We start from the raw sequence: 17,488 nt of genomic DNA, 5'->3' as shown, positions 1-17,488 counted from the left end.
GAGTGGAGATGCCCGGGAGGCGACAATGAGGCTGGAGTTCAACTCCACCAACAACGCTGAGTTGAGCGAGCGAAAGCGCGGGGCCGTTGACAAGCTCCGCGCGCTCACGGGTATGCCGGCCGGGGCGATCGATGAGTTTGAGACGTGGGCCGATCTCGGGCTGATGGACCCAGATACGCGAGCCATGTACGACGCCTTGCCTCCCAGGCCAAACGCCTACCCCGCCTGGTACTCCATGGGCGCGCCGGGTCCGAGCGGGATGCCGATCCAGTACCAGATCATGAAGAAGATGAACCAGCCCAGCAGCATGGAGAGCGCATACGGCAGGGACAGCGACATGAGCGTGCCCACGCCCGCCTTCTTGTAGTAGCGCTGCAGGAACGTCAGTGCCAGGGCGAAGTAGGGCGACATCGGGGTGATGATGTTGCTGGGGGAATCACCCATGCGGAAGAGCATCTGTGTGGCCTCGGGGGCCACGCCGACGTACATCATCATGGGAACAAGCACCGGCGCCATGAGCGCCCATTGGGCCGAGCCGGAGGTGATGAAGAGGTTCACGACAGCAACCATGAGTACGACGCCGGCGAACAGGGCGATCTTGGGCAAGCTCAAGCTCTCGAGGAGCTGAGCGCCGTGGATCGCGGTCCACGGCCCCAGGTTGGACCATTGGAACCAGGCGAGGAATTGGGAGACGACGAAGAAGAGCACCACCATCGGCAGCATCGTGCCTAGGCCCTTCGCCATCATGTCGGGGATGTCGGCAGGGGAGGAGATCGTGCCGGTCACGCGGCCGTAGACAAGCCCGCAGAGGAAAAACATCAGCGCGATCGGAACGGCGATGGCGCGGATGAGCGGGGATTCCATGAACCCTTCCTCCGGGCGGGCGAAGGGGGAGAAGGGCGCGAGCAGCGCCACGAGGTAGAGCACGAAGAACACAGCTAGTGTTGCGCCGGCGTAGCCTAGGCCCTTCGCCTCGGTGGCGGAAAGGGAAAGGTCGCCATTGGAGGTGGGGTCGGAGTCGTTGGGCTCGGAGTCTTCGTCATTGTTGCTCACGAACTCGACCTCATCGTGGTCGATGAGCTCCTGGGCCTTCTTATCCACGAAGAACTCGGTGACTGCGGTGATGATGAGGGAGAGCACGATCGCCGAGGGGATGACGAAGAAGATGTTTGCCAGTGGGGAGACCTCATATGAGGCGTCGACAAGCTGCGCTGCCGAGGTGGAGATGCCCGCGAGCAGAAGGTCGGTGACGTTGAGGATGAGCGAGGCGTTAAACCCGGCGCTGGAGGCGGCGAAGGCAACCATTGCGCCGACGATCGGGGAGCGGCCTATCGCGTTGAAGGCCATCGCGCCGAGCGGGATGACGATGACGTAGATCGCATCCGAGGCCACGGAGCCCGTGACGCTGGCAAGCGCGATCATGAAGGTGAGCATCTTCGGGCCCACGCGGCTCACCATGGCGCGGATCATGGCGGCCAGCAGCCCGGAGTACTCCGCGACGGCGACGCCCAGCATGACGGCGAGGACGACCCCGAGCGGCGGGAAGCTCACAAAGTTCTCCACCGCGTCCGTCACCATGCGGGAGAGGTTCTCCGCGGTGAGGAGAGATTCGACCTTGATCGTCTCGCCCGTAGACGGGTCGGTGGCGCTCATCCCGGCCGTGTTGCCGATCCACGAGACAACCGCGACGACACCGGAGAGGATGACGAAGAGCCAGAACGGGTCCGGCAGCTTATTGCCGATCTTCTCAATTGCGCCGAGGAAGCCCCCTGGCTCCTGCTTTGTTTCCGTCGTCTTTCTTGACTCCGTCACCACACGGCCTCCCTTAGTGAGTTTGGTACGAGAAAACTCTACTAAAACCGTGTGACACGTACCATAGGCCGCATGCATCTCTCCCGATATTTTGCAGGCTGGCCTGCAGAAAACGTCTCCGCCGCGCTCGTCGGCACGGTCGAGGCCTCTTTCGGCGACCCGGGTCGAGTCTTCGAGCTCATGAGCGTGACCAAGCTGCTCAGCGCCTACAGCGTGCTCATGGCGGTCGAAGAGGGGGCGTTTTCGCTTGACGACGCCTGCGGTCCCCCAGGCTCCACCGTCCGCCACCTCCTCTCCCACGCCTCCGGAGTCGCCTTCGACGCCCGCGAGCAGCGAAAACCCGCCGGACAGCGGCGCATCTACTCCTCTGCAGGCTTCGAGATCCTCGCCGACTTCCTCGCCGAGCGCACCGGCATGACGCTCGGGCAGTACGCCAAACTCGGCGTCTTTGACCCCCTCGGTATGGACACGGTGGAAATTTATGGGTCGGCGGGGCATGGCGGCAGGGCGTCGCTTAGCGACATGCGCTCCTTCGCCGCCGAGCTCGCCGCGCCCACGCTGCTCGCCCGCGAGACGCTAAACGACGCCTTTTCCAACCAGTTCGGCGACATCATGGGCATCGTGCCCGGCTACGGCATGCACAAGCCCTGCCCGTGGGGCCTCGGGTTTGAGATCAAAGGGGAGAAAACCCCGCACTGGCTCGGCGACAACATGCCTGCCGACACCGTCGGGCATTTCGGCATGTCGGGAACCTACCTGTGGGTTGTGCCCGCGTGGTCGAACTCCCCACATGCGGGGACCGCGATGGTGGTGCTCACCGACCGCGATTTCGGAGACTGGGCGAAGCCGCTGTGGCAAGAGACGAACGCGGCGCTGTTTAACGAGCTGTAGGCGGGGCGCGGCGGTTGCCGGTTCCGCAGTGCACAGGCACAATCGGTTCCGTCAGGGGGAGCGATAAGGAACGGGGGCTCGGGGTGAAGCGTGTTGCGATGTGGGCCGTGCTTGGTGTCACGGCGGGGCTGGTGGCTGGGTGCGGGGAGACGCCCGAGGGGACGGCGCCTGAGGGGTTGGCGACCGCGGCCCCGGCTGCCGAACCCTCCGCCGGGAAGGCGCCCGCATTCCACTTCGACAGCGGCGACCTCGTGATCGGGCCATTCGACCCTGAGCACGTCAAGCACAACCTTTTCGACCCATGCACCGAAATCTCCGATGCCGAGTTTGCGGAGGCGGGGTTGGTGAAGGCGGACCGCGGTTCGAATGTATTGCTGGACCAGCAATTCGTATCCGGTTGTGAAATCGAAAGCGACAACCTTTACTTAACCAAAGGGATTATGGCAAATGCTGTGCCAAAGGATTTGATTCTCTCAGAATCGCTTCCTGTGGGCACGCCAACCTCAGATGTTCCAGGTGCATTTGCATTCTTGCCGCCTAATGGTCGTACAGACATCTGTGACGTTGGAGTGGAAACAGATAGAGGCACTCTGTCGGTTACAGTCAGCTCCCTAAGAAAAAATGACTCTCCTGATTATTTGTGTGCGGAGGCGGGGCGGATTTTGGGCAGGCTTTACAGGGCCGGTTGAGTGTCACTGAAGTGTGACCCCAATCCGTGACAGACCGTGCGCCGTCCGCTTAAAATCTCACTGTACTTGGAGCTTCGGGGCGTCGAACCCCGACTGATTTCGTGGTTCTAACAGGGGGGAGCCGACCATGTCTGTCCATCTAGAGGTTGAAAGTGTCGAAAGTGCGATAAGCCTATTACGCAAAATCGCGGCATCAAAGCAGTGGGATGTGGCGTATTCCGGAAGACTGAGCCTCGCCGGTTTCTCTACCGTCACCGGCCTGGATCAGTCGGGGTTGTCGCATGGGAGGGTGTCGTCGGTAAGCCAGCCCGAGGCCACGAAAGCGCTCAGCGCTCACCTGTTGGATACTGCGCTGCTGCTTGAGGCCAACCTCGATAGCGTGACGGGGACGGATAGCACGTTTTCTCGTTTGGTAAGCCGGATCGGGCTTGAGAACCAGCTCGCTGAGTCGGCGGCCTCGGTGGACGCCAGCATGAAGGCCGCGCAGGTAGAAAACCCGACGACGAATCCGTTCCTGTTTGCCACGCCTGTGGCGGGATTCGTCTCGAGCCTGCCGGTGCTCCACGGCCAGTTCCAGGCCACGGATCCCACTCGCGCGATGACCGAGGCGGGGCAGTGGCAGGCGACCGCCGCCGAGATCACGGGCGTGGTCAGCGAGCTCGGTGGGGTCATTGCTGCGCTTTCGAGCTCGGCGGAAACCGACTGGGTGCGCCAGGCCATTGAACGGGTGAACCGGATCCAGTGGGCCGGTGGCCATTACGCCGCCCACGCCACGGCGATGGGGGTGCATGCGGGTAACCTCGCCACGGTCGCCTCGGCGGAAAAGATTGCCGCCGCGGCGGCGCACGCAACGTGGATGGCTGCGCCGCTCAAACTCAAGCCGGTCTTGGAGCAGTCCTACCTCGTTGCCTTTCCTCCGCGCCTCAACGCGGGGCTAATCCCGACCGTGCCGGGGTTCAACCAGCTGCTCCCGCCGCTCGATGCGATGCCGGGGACCACCTTTGATCCCGGTGCGCTGACCACCCCGCAGGCGCCGGGGTTTGAGAGCCACCCGCTGCCGGCCGTCGTGCGCGATGCGCTTGCCGCACACGGTTACGGCGATCTCGCCTATGCGGAGACCCCGCAGCAGGTGGTTGACCAGTTTGGGCACGCCTCCCCGCAGGTCATGGATGCTATTTCGGCAGGTAGCCTGCCCACGGAGGCGGCGGCCCACGTGGCCACTCTGCCCCCGCCGGCGGCAGCTGCCGGCGCTGCGGGACCCGGCCCGGCGATTCCGGCGGGTGGATCGGGGCTCTTCGGCGGCGCGGTTCCGCACGGAATCGGGGGAATGAGCGCTGCGGGCACCCGGCCTGGTTCGGGTCCCGGGTCAGGATTGGGTGCCGGGTTGGGACCTGCCGGTTTCGGCGGTGCGGCGGGGCGAGGCGGCTCCGGGAGGTCACCGGCATTGGGCTCGTCCTTCGGGGCGTCCTCGGGAGTGATCGCCGGGGCGGGGATGAGCAAGGCGCTCTCCGGTGCCGCGGGCGCGCTCCCCGGCTGGGCGGCAGGGCCGGCGGCTCCGTTTGGCGCCGGGGCTATGCCCGCGCCGGGCTCGTCCGCCGCCGGTGCCGGCGGTGTCGCGGGAGGTGCGGGGCAGACAGGGTCGGGCGCGAACGCGGGCCAACGCGGGGCGGTGATGGGTGCTCCGGGGCTGGGAGGGGCGTCGACAAGCGGTGGCGGCCGTAAGCGCAAGGTGCGTGCCGTGACGAGCACCGTGGAGCGAAACGGCAACCTCAAGGCGCTCCTCGGGGACGCCCCGGCGGTGCTGCCGGACGTCATCGGGGACTCGGTGCGTGCGCCGAGGTAGCGCACGGCGGTCAGCTAACTGGGAAAACCTCCCCAACTAAGCACAGCCTTGCTTAGGCTACCCTTAGTGTAGTAGACATGACTGCATGACATTTTCGTTACAAAACTCTGCGCTAAATCGCCTCCGTGCGATCGCGCTGCTCCTCGCCGCACTGCTCGGCGCCGCAACTGTCACCGCCTGCTCCACCACCGACGGCGCCCCCGCGCCCGACGCCGCGGCAGGAAAGGACGATGCCCCACGCATCGTCGCGCTCGACTGGCGCTACGAGGAGATCCTCGAAGCCATCGGCGTCCAACCCGTCGGTATCGTGGAAATCGGTAAATCCTCCGCCCCGGCCACGCTGAAGGGCAAGCTCGACGGCATCACCTCCGTCGGCCAGGCCAAGCAGCCCAACCTCGAGGTCATCCAGTCCCTCGAGCCGGACCTCATCCTCGCAAGCCCGACCCGCCACGAAGCGATCATGGGCCAGCTCGGCGAGATCGCGAGAACCGAGTCCTACTCGGATGCGACCTACACCGACGTTCTCGACGCCATGGACTCCATCGCAGAGATCGTCGGCGGCGACGCCCCGGCCAAGGCCAAGGATGTCCGCTCCCGTATCGAAGACAAGATCGACACGGCGAAGCAGGCCGTCGCCCCCGGCACCCGTGCCGCGCTGGTCGGTTGGTCCGACGACCTGCTCTACACATGGATCGAGCAGTCGTTTGCTGGATCCCTGCTCACCGCCGCTGGTTACGACTATGGCTACACTGGCGACAAGAGCGCGATCGAGTCCAAGACCGACGTCGCAGAGCTCACCGGAGACAAGCTGCCCGAGATGAACCTCGACGTGATGTACCTCTACAACGACATCGAAGGGTTCAAGGCCAGCCCGTACGCCGGCGTGGTCGATAACATCGTCGAGGTCGAGCAGGACACCTGGTCTCGCTCGCGCGGCCCGCTTGCCGCTGAGGCCATGCTGGACCAGATCATCGAGACCGCAAAGCACTAAGTCCACACAAGGAACCGCACCCGCCCCGACATGCCGCCCGCCCAGATCGCACACGCACGACCCATCGAAAAGCGACGCACCGCAAGCCCAGCGGCACGCACCGCTCTGTGCGCGATTGTCAGCGTTGCGGCCATCGTGGCTATCTGGGCGTGGCGCTTCAGCGCGGTAGAGGTGCCGGCCAGCGCCCCGCAGCTCGCTGATGAAGTCCTTGCGGTCATGCGCGACCGGCTGCTCACCGCCACGGTCGTGGGGCTAAGCCTCGGCGCTGCCGGAGTGCTCTTGCGCACCGCCACGCGCAACCCCCTGGCAGACCCGGAGATCACCGGGGTGAACTCCGGGGCGGCCTTCGGTGCGGTGGCGGTGACAACCGCCGGGATGGGCCAGTCGAGCCTCGGCGTGCTGCCGGGGGCCTTCCTCGGCGGCGCGCTCGCCGCGGCGATCACCGTCGGCCTGGGCCTTGGCTCGAAGACCGCGAGGCTCGCCGGGGCGGCATCCATCCAGCGCATGGTGTTGCTCGGCATCGCCGTCTCCGCGCTCTTTAGCGCACTGACCTCGATATTCCTGGTGCTCGACGAGGCCCAGTTGGCTACAGTGCTCTCCTGGCTCTCCGGCAGGATCGGGGGAGTGCGGCTGCCCGAGGTCACTGCCTGCGCCATCGCCGCCGCGCTCATGCTCCCGCTGGCGCTGGCGATGGGGCGCGGCTTCGACCTGCTCGCCGCGGGTGATGAGACGGCGGCCTCCGTCGGCGCCCACCCGCAGCGGCTGCGCATCGTCGCCATCGCGATGGCTGTCTTCCTCGTCGCCCCGGCCGTCGCGGCCGTGGGCCCCATCGGGTTCCTCGGGCTTATGGCCGCGACCTTCGCGCAGCGGGTGTGTGGCACCCGCCACCGCCTCAGCCTCGTTGCCGCCCCGCTCGTCGGCGCCGTCGTCCTGCTCGTTGCAGACGCTCTCGCGCAGGCGCTGTGGGCGCCGGCGGAGACCCCGGTGGGGATTGTGACCTCGCTCGCCGGCGTGCCGCTGCTTCTGTGGGGGATATCCACCCTGCGCAAGGGAGGGCGATAGATGTACTCGCGCACTCGCTTCGGCCTCGTCATCGCCCTGCTCGTGGTGTTGCTTGGGCTCAGCGGCTTCCTCGGCCTCGCCATTGGCGCGGTCACCATGCCCTTGGGCGAGGTCTACGACCAATTCGTCGGCGGCGGCTCGCTGCTGTGGCGCTACCGCGTGCCGCGCGTGGTCGTTGGCATGCTCGCCGGCGCTGCGATGGCGGTCAGCGGCGCGCTACTCCAGGTCGCGCTGCGCAACCCGCTCGCCGCCCCCGACACGGTGGGTGTCACCGCGGGCGGCGGGCTCGCGGCCGTGGCGGCGCTGCTTGGCTTCGGGGCGCTTCCTGCCCAGGCGCTGACCCCGATCGCCTTTGTCGGCGCCCTCCTCGGCGCCCTTGCCGTCTTCGCCCTGGCCGGGCGCGGGGCGCGCGACCCGATCAGGCTCACGCTCACCGGCGTGGCCGTCTCCGTCGGCCTCGCGGCGCTCACCCAGCTCCTCCTCGTGCGCGCCGCGCCCGAGGCCGGGGCGGCGATGACGTGGCTTAAGGGTTCGCTCTACGCGCGCACGCTTGTCGACGCCTCAGTCACCGGCCCCGTCGTCATCGCCGTCACCCTGCTCGTGCTGGTCCTCTCCCACCACATCGACATGCTCGGCCTCGATTCCGCGACGATGACCGGGGTGGGCGTGGCCGAGGCGCGGTGGCGGGCGGTCGCGGTGCTCTGCGCGATCGCGCTGGGAGCCGCCGCCGTCGCCGCCGCCGGCGTGCTCGGGTTCGCCGGCCTTATCGTGCCGCACGCCGCCCGGCTGCTCGTCGGGCCCCAGGCGCTGCGCTGCGTCCCGGTCGCCGCCCTCGGCGGGGCCATCCTCGTCACCGCCTGCGACGCGGTGGGACGGTGGATGTTTGCCCCCACGGAGATCCCCGTCGGCGCTCTCATCGCGATTGTCGGCGCGCCCTACTTCGTCTCCCTTGTCATGCGGATGCAAAGGAAGCCATGACCCCCCATAACCCAGCCCTCTATACCGCGACGAACCTCCAGGTGGGCTACGCCGCAGAACCCGTCATCGACGGCATCGACCTCACCCTCGCCGAGGGGCGGATCACCGCCTTGATCGGCCCCAACGGGTGCGGGAAGTCGACCCTGCTCAAGGCGCTGGGGCGCCAGCTCGCCCCGACCGGGGGGAGGATCTGCCTGGGCGGGCGCGACATCCGCGAGTACTCCCGCCGCTCCTTCGCCCGCGAGGTCGCTTTCCTCGCCCAGGAGCCGGTCACCCCGGAGGGGGTGAGCGTGCGCGACGTCATCTCCTACGGGCGCTACCCGTATACGGGGCGCTTTGCCACCATGTCCAGCGCTGACCACGCCGCCGTGGAGGCGGCGGCGGATAGCGCCGGGGTGGGCCAGCTGTTGGACACCCCGGCAACGGACCTCTCCGGCGGGCAGCGCCAGCGCGTCTGGGTGGCCATGGCGCTGGCCCAGCAGACCCCGGTGCTGCTGCTCGACGAGCCGACCACCTACCTCGACCCCGCCCACCAGGTGGCCATCTTGGACCTCGTCTCCGGGCTCAAGGCCACAGGCCGCACCGTGGTGATGGTCCTGCACGACATGACCCAGGCGGCGCGCTTTGCTGACGACGTCGTGGCCATGCGCGACGGGCGCATCGTCGCGGCGGGCCCCACCGAGGAGGTGCTCACGCCCGAGCTCGTGCGCGATGTCTTCGGCATCGAATGCCTGAGCGTGACCGACCCTGACACCGGGCGCCGCCTGCCCGTGCCTTACCGCTAAATTTTCCGAACAGACCGCAGAAAGTACGTGATCGTTGTGAACACACCGCGAAACTACCTGGCGCAGGCGCGCCGCAGCGTGGCAGAGCGCCTCGCGCGAGCCCTTGATGAGGAGCGCTTGAGCTCCCACCGGCTCGACGACAAGGCCGTCACGGCAATGACCCAGCTGGGCCCGGCCCAGTGGCTGCGCGACTACGCCCTCGACGGACGCCTGCGGGCCGAGGCGCCGAACCTCGAGCGTGCGGTGGCCGAGATCGATGACGCCGTCGTCGGGCTCGCCCGCGCCCGCGCCGGCCTGGACAAGCGGTGGGAGCATCTGCGGGGCGTTGGTGGGGGCGTCGGCACGCTCGCGCGCGCCCTCGACGAGCGCACGAGCGCGCTGGGGGCCGACAGCGCTCACCCCGCTAGCGCCCGCCTCGCGCGCTGCGAACAGCTCGTCGGCGAGGGCCACCCCAACCAGCCGGCGGCCAAGACAAGCCTCGGGCTGGGCGCGCAGTGGGCCACCGTGCTGCCCGAACAAGTCGAACAGATCGAGTGCAGGTTCCTCGCCGCCGCGCCTGAGCTCGTTGAGCGCACCGGCACCCCCATCAACGAGGTCCTATCGGCCCAGCTGCCGGGGCTGTGGGAGCGCCTCGAGCGCGAGCTCCCCGCGGGCTACGCCGTCATCCCCGTCCACCCCTGGCAGCTCGAGCGCGTCGTGCGCGACCGCTTCGCTGACGACATCGCCGCGGGCCGGCTCGTCGAGCTGGCAGCCTCGGCACCGGCCGAGCCGCTCTTGAGCGTGCGTACCCTGCGCGTACGCGACGGCGAGCACGCCCTCCACATCAAGCTCGCCTTAGAGGCGCAGCTCACCGGCGCGATTCGCGGTATCTCCCGCGCGGCGACTCTAGGTCCGGAGCTCTCCCGCGTCGTTTCCCACATCTTCACTATCGACGCCGCCTTAAGCCCGCGCACCGTCGAAGACGCAGCGGCCTTTAGCGCCTGCGAGGACCTCGCCGGCGTGCGCTACAGCGCAGCCGACGGCACGCCCGAGAAAGGCATGCGCGCGCACTGCCTCGGCGCCGTTGTGCGCCGCGACCCGGTGCTCACCCTCGGTGCAGCGGTGGCCCCGGGCGATGTGGTCATGCCCCTGGCAACCCTGCAGGCCCCGAACCCACTGACCGGCCGCGCGCTCATCGTCGATGTCCTCGCCGAGCTCGCCGAGCGCACCGCTGATGCCGAGGAGGCAGCGCGCGCCTGGTTCGCCGCGCTCGCGCGGGTGCTGGCGGTGCCCTCGCTCTCCCTCGCCGCGCGCTGGGGTGTCGCGCTCGAGCCGCACCCGCAAAACGCTTTGGTGGTTCTTCGCCACGGCGTGCCGCACGCCGCGATCGTCCGCGACTTCGGGGGAGCGCGCGTGCTGGGCACAGCGCCCGTGTGGGACCTGCCCATCCCCGGCCTCACCGAGCTCCGGGAACGCGTGGCCGATACCGCTTTGAACTGCGGCGATGTAGAAACGCTCGTGGATAAGATCACCTACCCGCTACTGGTGAACCTGTGGGCCGGCCTCGCCGAGGCGGCCGGGGTGCAGGAGCAGGCCTGGGAGCCGTTGGCCGCAGCGTGCGAGGCCGCCCGGTCGCGCGCAGCGCTGGCGCGCTCGCGGGCGAGCGAGCCGGAGCGGGTTGCGCTCGCCGAGGAGGTGTGGGATCGCGTCTTCGCCGCGGACCTCCCGCGCAAGCGGCTGGTGGCCATGCGGTTGGCCGGTGCCGTGACGCAGCAGGCCTACGTGCGCGAGGCCAACCCCCTGCCCGGGGCGCGGGCGCGTGTGGAGGCGCGGGCGGGCGCCGAGCTCGCGAGCGAAGTGGAGCGGGCGAGGTGGGACGTCGATACGCGATGGCGCTCGACGTGCCGCATGGAAGGCCTCGACCCGGACTGCCTGGCGGGCGGGACGTGCGTGCTCGAGCAGCTGCGCTGCGACAAGGCCCAGGCGGCGATGTCTTTGGCGAGCGCGCGCCACACCGTGCGCCGCCGGCTCGCCGACCTGCGCGCGGAGGCAAAGCTGCGCGGGATCGAGCCGACCTATTGGAACCTCGTCGGCCTTGCCCCGCGCGGCCTGCACACCGCGGTCGTCGATTCGCTCGCGGTCGAGGGGCACACCGTCCACCCGCTGGCGAAGCTGCGCCGCGGCTTTAGCGAGGCCGAGGGCGCGGCGTTCGCCCCCGAGAGCGGGCAGCCGCTGGAGCTGCGCATCGTCGCGCTCTCCCCGCGGCTCATCGAGCGCTCGGCCGTCGGCTCCCTGAGCCGCGATGTGCGCGAAGCGTTCCCGGAGCACACCCGGCTTGCGCGCGCTGAACTCGCTGCGCTCGATCCGCAGGCTGCCCAGCGCGCCGAGCTCACCCTCGTCCACCCCTGGCAGTGGGAACACGTCATCGCCCGCGAGTTCGCCCCCGAGATCGAGCGCGGCGAGATCCGCCTCATCCGTTCGTGCACGATCGCGGCGCTGCCCACGATCTCGATCCGCACGCTCATCCCGCTCGCGCCCGGCGCGCGGGGCGCCCGCCCGTTTATCAAAACGGCGATGGACGTCGTGCTCACCTCCACTCGCCGGTCGATGTCGCAGGACTCCGCGCTGGGCACGCCAGAGGTCGCGCTGCTTATCGACGCCCTCGTGGCCCGCACCGATACCACCGGGCGCACCCGCGTGGTCATGGAGCGCGCCGGGGTGGCCTATGCCGGGGACGATACCGTCGAGCGGCGCCGCGGCTTGTCCACGCTCTGGCGCGCAGACGTCCTCGACGGCCTGCCCGACGGCGAAATCGCGGTCAGTGCGTGCGCCCTGCGAGGACAGCCGCCGGGGGAGGAGGCCCCGCTTGCCCAGCTCGTCGCGCGCGAGGGGGCGAGGCGCTTCATCCGCCGCTACGCCACCGACCTCCTCGGCGTGGCCCTCCCACTGATGTGGGGCTATGGCGTCGCCTTGGAATCGCACCTGCAAAACACGATGGTGCGCCTCTACCGCGACGCCGACGGCGTGTCCTACCGCGGGCTTGTGCTGCGCGACTTCTCTGGCCTACGCATCTTTGAGCCCCGGCTGGTGGCGGCCGGATACAGCGTGCCCACGCGCCCCGGCGCCGTCACCGCGACGGACAACTACCGCGAGTTCCTCGACAAGGGCTACTACGCCAACGTCTTTGCCAACCTCTCCGGGATGATCGATGCTGTGGTCGACGCCGATCCTTGTGCCTCGAAGGATGAGCTGAAGGATGGGCTATGGGAGGAGGCGCGCGGCGTCGTCGACGCGATTGTGGTCGACTTCGGCGCCGAGCGCATCCCCGACGGCGACCTCGAGCGCCTCATGGCCCCGTACCTGCACCAAAAGGCGTTCGCCACCATGGCGATGAAGCCGGAAGGGGGAGACGCCTACGTTGACGTGGCCAACCCGCTACGCGCCTAGCCCGTACCACCGGCTGTTGTGGTCGGCCGTGTTCTCCCGTTTGGCGGGCTCGGCGGAGCTGGTCATCATCAACTTCTGGGTGCTCCACGCCACCGGTTCCGCGGTCGCGCTCGGTGCGGTGACGGCAGCGCGCCTCCTCCCCCTGGTCGTCTCCGCGCCGCTGGGAGGGGCGCTGGCGGATCGCTTCAACCCGCTGCGGTTGCTCTCGGCGATGTGCGCGATCTCCGCGGCTTTCACGGCCGCGCTCGCCGCGGGCATAGGGGCCGGTTGGGGGCTGGAGGCGCTGTGCGCGGTGCTCGCTGCGCGTGGGTTTGTCACCGCGGCGGAGCCGGCGATGCGCCAGATCGCGGTGGCGCGCATGGCCGCGGCGGGCGGGGCGAGGCAGGCGGCTACGGTCCGCGGCATGGCGGATCTATCCACTCTGACCACGCTCTGCCTCGTCCTTGGACCCCTCCTCTCCGGAGCGCTGCTGGCCTCGGTGGGTACCGGGTGGGGCATTGGCGTGCTCGCAGTACTCCAGGCCGCGGCCGCGGCGCTCACCGTAGCCCGCACGGACAGTGAATCGGGTGCCGCGGCGGGGTCTTCTTCGGGCGCCGCGGCAGGACGGCAGGTGCGGGGTGCGACGCGCGGGCTGGCCGCGCTTGCCGGAGATCGACAGCTCGCTGCCCAGGTCATTTTGGCGCTGGGACCGATGCTTACGGTCTTTCCCTACACGTCGATGATCCCGGTGATGGCTGCGGCGGTGGCTGGCTCGTCGGCCACCGCCGCAGCGGCGGCGAGCGCGGCGGCAGCCTGCGGCGCGGTAGCCACCACTTTCGTGTTGCGTCGGCGGGCAGGGCGGATGCGCGACGTGGGTAAGACCGCGGTGAGAGCGGCGGCATGCGCCTCGGTTCCCCTGGCCGCGGGCGCGGTCGCGCTGGCGGGGGAGAGCGGGGCTTGGCTGGTGTTCGCGCTCGTCGTCCTCGGCGCGGTGGGGCAGCTCTACCGCACGGCTAACCGCGCCGCGGTTGCCCTGCGCGCCCCGGAAGGCGCCCAGGGCGCGGTGCTCGGGATTTCCGCGATGGACCGGGTGCTCATCCCGCTCGGATCCATGGCGCTTGGTGTCGTGGCCTCCGTGTGGGACGCGAGCGCTATGCTCGGGTGCATGGCGGCGGCTAACCTGGTCCTCCTGCTTCCGGCGTTGGCGTTGCGGCGGGGCTAGCCCGTCTCTCTAGTGGGTAGAGAAGAACCGCTTCTGCGCAAACGGGTCAGGCTGGATCGCGATGACGCCCCCTTGGGCTGCTTCCTCGGAAACGAGGAAAGCGAGATTGCCCGAGGCGGTGCCTCCGTTGTAGAGCGCGCTAGCGAGGTCCACGTTGTTGGGCGCAGTCGCGGCTGCGTCGAACCAGCTCACGGTCGCTGCGTCCGGAGTGACAATCTCGATGATGCTCAAGGGGATCTCTCCCTGCGGGTTGGTGCCCTTGTAGGTGATAGAGACGTCGACAAGCACGTAGGTCTGGCCAGGAGCAGGCGCTTCATTATATTGGTTTTCAGCCAGGACCTCGTCGGTGGCGGCGGGGTTGACACCATTGAGCGTGACGGCCCATTCTTCGTTTTCGACCGTGGCCCCAATGGGCAGCGGGTTCTCGCGGGTGGAACCGGGCTCCCCGGCCCCGCCGCTCGTGCCTGTCGGCGCGGAAGAAGATTCGCCCTGGGAGACGGTGACGTCTTCATCGAAGGCGTCCTCAAACGCATTGCCGATCACGAAAACGAACACCGACGCCGCCACGAGCGCACCCACGATGGATGTGATGATGGCCGCGATCGCCGTGGCCTTCTTCGCGGGCAGGAACAACGCGATGATGCCGAGGATGAAGCCGATGGGCAGCAGGATCCATCCCAACAGCAGTATTCCGGGGATGCAGGAGAGGATGAGCCCGGCGATCGCGCAGACGAGCGCGATGACGCCGAGGACGTTGTTGCCGGGGTGTGCGTCGGCGGCGGGTGACGCCGGCTCTTTGGGCTCAAAACCGCCCGGGGCTGGGGTTTGGTAGAGAGTAGACATTCTCACTCCTTCTTTTGGGGGCGTGGGCGTTTTACCCTGGTCCCCGCTCGTGTTGGACAAGTGCTGTGACACTAGCGCGGGCGTGCGACATGACTTCACAGCGATTCGACATTGTGTTCCCATGGGTGTCACGGTGTCGTGGCACGTATCCTTTAACCCCGTGCTCCTCGTCCTGATCGCTCTCGCCATCGGTTCCATCGTCCCGATTCAGACCGCCGCGAACTCCCGCCTGCGCCTTCACGTGGGCGGATATCCGGTGGTCTCCGCGTTAATTTCTTTCAGCGTCGCGCTCGCGGTGGCGGTTGTGGCGACCTCGGCTATCACGCGCATCCCGATGCCCGATGTCGAAGCCGTGGCGCGCTCCCCGTGGTGGGTGTGGCTCGGCGGCGCTTTCGGTGTGAGCTTCGTCATCGGCAACATCGTGCTCTTCCCCCGCATCGGGGCGGTGCAGACGGTGGTGCTGCCGATTCTCGGCCAGGTGGCGATGGGTCTTGCCATCGACCGGTTCGGCCTCTTTCGCGCACCCGAGATGGAGGTCGGGGCCGGACGGGTCCTCGGCGCGGCCATGGTGCTCGCAGGAATCATCGCGGTGGTGCGCCCGCCGCGCGCGGAGTCCGCCCAGCGCGGCTTGGGGCTCTGGTGGTGGCGGGCCCTCGGGGTTTCCATCGGGGCTGCCTCGGCGATGCAAACCACAGTCAACGGCTACCTGGGCGGCCCGGCCGGCTCATCGCTGCACGCTGCCGAGATCAACCTCGCGGTGGGCGCATTGATCCTGTTCGTCGCCGCGCTGGCAACCTCGCCGCGCCAACTTGCCAGGCGCCCGAAGCCCGGCCCGTGGTGGATGTGGCTCGGCGGCGTTGTCGGCGCGACATTCGTCATCGGCGGGGCCACGCTCGCACCTTTGTTGGGCACGGCTACGACCGTCATCGCGATCAACGCAGGCACGATCATCGGCGGCCAGCTCATGGAGTCGATGGGGTGGTTCGGCGCGCTGCGCACGCGTATTGACGCCCGCCGGGCCCTCGGCCTCGCCTTCATCCTCGCGGGAGTGGTGGCGGTGCGGGCGCTCTAGCCGAGACGGCTAAACCTAAACGGAAGCTTGAATAAACAGGGGGATCAAGCTTTTGTTGAGAGTTGCTCGTGGGATAGCTGTGGCGCAACATCGGTCGAGAGAAATCAGAGGCCGTTGGGGAAGACGAACCTCGTCTCGCCGCCCGCGCATGCGCGTGTGCGCGGCGCCGCCTACTTTTCGGGAGGATCCCCAGTGACTACAGCACTATGCACCACCGCGTCTGCCGTTATCGAGATTGACCGCATGCCTGCGCACCTGCGCGGGGATGTCGAAAAGCTGCTGCTCGAACTACCTCAGGACCCGTACGACTACTCGGTTTTCGACATCTGGGATACCGCGTGGTTTACCCGCTGGCGCCGCAATGCCGACGGCACGATCGGCTGCCGCGAGCTAGTTTACGCACCTGCGGCGGACCTAGCATGCTTTAGGCGGTGCCTGGGGGAGTTGGCGCAGCGCTCCGGTTTTGTGGCGGAAATCACAACAAAGGCTGCTTAAACGACCTACCCTGGGGCACATGGCTAGTTCATACCGAGTTCAGAATCCGAAGAACAACGAGATCGTAGAGACCTTCGATGTCATGAGCGACGCCGATCTCGAGCGCGCGATCACCGCGGCTGATGAGGCGTTCAGCTCCTGGCGCGAGACGTCCCTCGAGCAGCGTGCGGAGGTTTTGCGCAAGGTCGCATCGCTTTTCGACGCCCAGCGCGAAGAGCTGGCACAGATCATCGCGGAAGAGATGGGTAAATCCGTCCGCGAGGGCAGCGCAGAAATCGACGACGTCGTAGAAATCTTTACCTACTACGCTGACCATGGCGCGGAGCTACTTGCGGACGAACCACTAGATACTCAGGGGGGCTCCGCCGTCATGCGCAAGGTCCCGCTCGGCGTGATCCTCGGCGTTATGCCGTGGAACTTCCCGTATTACCAGGTGGCGCGCTTCGCGGCGCCGACGCTGATGGCGGGCAACACCGTCTTGCTCAAGCACGCTGGCATCTGTGCTCGTTCCTCTCAGCGCATTGAGGAAATTATTGGGCAAGCTGGCGCCCCGACCGGTGTGTTTACGAACCTTTACGCCTCCCACGAGCACATCACCACCATGCTTGAGGACCCGCGAGTCCAGGGTGTGTCGCTGACCGGCTCCGAGGCGGCGGGACGCACCGTCGCCGCCACCGCGGGCAAGAACCTGAAGAAGACTTTGCTCGAGCTCGGCGGCACCGACCCTTACATTATTCTTGACACCGATGACGTTGCCGAGTCCGCGAAGACCGCGTGGAAAAAGCGTTTAAGCAACGTCGGCCAGGCCTGCACGTCCAATAAGCGCATTATTGTCATGGAGGACATCTTCGAGGACTTCGTCGCCGAGATGGTCCGTATTGCAGAAACCTTCGTCGCGGGTGATCCTGCCAACCCGCAGATGGGCGAGTACTACCCGCTGTCCTCTCGCGATGCCGCTGAGACCCTTGACAAGCAGGTCAAGATGGCCGTCGAAGAAGGCGCAACGTTGCACACCGGCGGCGTGTTGGCGGAGGGCAGCGCCTATTACTCTCCGGCAGTGGTCACCGGCATCCCGGTCGGCTCCGAGTCCTACTACGAGGAGTTCTTCGGCCCTGTCGCCGAGATCTACCCAGTGGCCAGCGAGGAGGAGGCCATCAAGCTTGCTAATGACTCCCAGTATGGTCTGGGTGGTGCGGTGTTCTCGGCCGATGAAGAGCGCGCGAAGCGAGTGGCCAACCAGATCGTCACCGGCATGATCCATGTCAACATCCCTCAGGCTCGCGGTGCAGAGCTGCCGTTTGGGGGAGTGAAAAATTCCGGCTTCGGCCGCGAGCTCGGCCCGCTGGGCATCAACGAGTTCGTCAACCTGCAGCGCTTCTACGTCGCCGACAAGAAGTAGA

14 protein-coding genes are annotated in these 17,488 nt (G+C 67.6%); 12 read left to right on the top strand and 2 right to left on the bottom strand.

The genetic code is table 11. The features are described 5' to 3' along the window. Positions 1–216: 216 nt before the first annotated feature. Entirely contained in the window at positions 217–1,815 is a 1,599-nt protein-coding gene (locus tag C3E79_RS08020; protein ID WP_412778858.1) for an AbgT family transporter, read from the bottom strand. Positions 1,816–1,884: 69 nt separating this feature from the next. On the opposite strand from C3E79_RS08020, the gene C3E79_RS08015 reads away from it, so the two are divergent. The 9 genes from C3E79_RS08015 to C3E79_RS07975 all read left to right on the top strand — a co-directional run bounded on the left by C3E79_RS08015 (position 1,885) and on the right by C3E79_RS07975 (position 13,678). Further along, on the top strand, positions 1,885–2,703 hold the full coding sequence (locus tag C3E79_RS08015; RefSeq protein ID WP_108404443.1) for a serine hydrolase domain-containing protein: 819 nt from the start codon (positions 1,885–1,887) through the stop codon (positions 2,701–2,703). An 83-nt stretch (positions 2,704–2,786) separates the two neighbouring features. Continuing rightward, a complete protein-coding gene (locus C3E79_RS08010) occupies positions 2,787–3,392 on the top strand; it encodes a DUF3558 family protein (protein ID WP_146183380.1) in 606 nt (201 codons plus the stop codon). 289 nt (positions 3,393–3,681) lie between these two features. After that, a complete protein-coding gene (locus C3E79_RS08005) occupies positions 3,682–5,235 on the top strand; it encodes a hypothetical protein (RefSeq protein ID WP_159078261.1) in 1,554 nt (517 codons plus the stop codon). 85 nt (positions 5,236–5,320) lie between these two features. Further along, positions 5,321–6,226, top strand: coding sequence for an ABC transporter substrate-binding protein (locus C3E79_RS08000; RefSeq protein ID WP_108404440.1), 906 nt, complete (start codon positions 5,321–5,323; stop codon positions 6,224–6,226). A 135-nt stretch (positions 6,227–6,361) separates the two neighbouring features. After that, positions 6,362–7,288, top strand: coding sequence for a FecCD family ABC transporter permease (locus C3E79_RS07995; protein ID WP_235840610.1), 927 nt, complete (start codon positions 6,362–6,364; stop codon positions 7,286–7,288). Next, complete coding sequence (locus C3E79_RS07990) at positions 7,289–8,266, top strand: FecCD family ABC transporter permease (RefSeq protein ID WP_108404438.1); 978 nt, start codon at positions 7,289–7,291, stop codon at positions 8,264–8,266. After that, entirely contained in the window at positions 8,263–9,051 is a 789-nt protein-coding gene (locus C3E79_RS07985; protein ID WP_108404437.1) for an ABC transporter ATP-binding protein, read from the top strand. The genes C3E79_RS07990 and C3E79_RS07985 overlap by 4 nt, the downstream gene beginning before the upstream one ends. Before the next feature lie 36 nt (positions 9,052–9,087). After that, the gene (locus C3E79_RS07980) at positions 9,088–12,477 is read left to right on the top strand and encodes an IucA/IucC family protein (RefSeq protein ID WP_146183379.1); all 3,390 of its coding nucleotides are present in this window, start codon (positions 9,088–9,090) and stop codon (positions 12,475–12,477) included. After that, positions 12,449–13,678 (top strand): MFS transporter, encoded by a 1,230-nt coding sequence (locus C3E79_RS07975; protein WP_108404435.1) that lies wholly within the window; start codon positions 12,449–12,451, stop codon positions 13,676–13,678. Before C3E79_RS07980 ends, C3E79_RS07975 begins: the two co-directional genes overlap by 29 nt. A gap of 9 nt (positions 13,679–13,687) precedes the next feature. On the opposite strand, the gene C3E79_RS07970 is transcribed toward C3E79_RS07975, so the two are convergent. Beyond that, positions 13,688–14,521 carry a DUF4352 domain-containing protein gene (locus C3E79_RS07970; protein ID WP_158268481.1) on the bottom strand — a complete coding sequence of 278 codons (834 nt, stop codon included), beginning with the start codon at positions 14,519–14,521 and terminating at the stop codon, positions 13,688–13,690. A 160-nt stretch (positions 14,522–14,681) separates the two neighbouring features. Here C3E79_RS07970 and C3E79_RS07965 point away from each other — a divergent pair, with 160 nt between their 5' ends. The 3 genes from C3E79_RS07965 (at position 14,682) to C3E79_RS07955 (ending at position 17,487) form a co-directional block, all read left to right on the top strand. Further along, positions 14,682–15,593: a DMT family transporter gene (locus C3E79_RS07965; RefSeq protein ID WP_235840598.1), complete on the top strand. Its 912-nt coding sequence runs from the start codon at positions 14,682–14,684 to the stop codon at positions 15,591–15,593. A 192-nt stretch (positions 15,594–15,785) separates the two neighbouring features. Continuing rightward, positions 15,786–16,088, top strand: a complete 303-nt coding sequence (locus tag C3E79_RS07960) for a hypothetical protein (RefSeq protein WP_108404432.1) — start codon at positions 15,786–15,788, stop codon at positions 16,086–16,088. Positions 16,089–16,107: 19 nt separating this feature from the next. Further along, the gene (locus C3E79_RS07955) at positions 16,108–17,487 is read left to right on the top strand and encodes an NAD-dependent succinate-semialdehyde dehydrogenase (protein ID WP_108404431.1); all 1,380 of its coding nucleotides are present in this window, start codon (positions 16,108–16,110) and stop codon (positions 17,485–17,487) included. Position 17,488 lies beyond the last annotated feature (1 nt).

Source organism: Corynebacterium liangguodongii (assembly GCF_003070865.1).
In the GTDB taxonomy this organism is placed as follows: domain Bacteria; phylum Actinomycetota; class Actinomycetes; order Mycobacteriales; family Mycobacteriaceae; genus Corynebacterium; species Corynebacterium liangguodongii.
The sequence above is the reverse complement of the archived record's forward strand: the minus strand, read 5'-3'. Positions and strand labels throughout refer to the sequence as shown.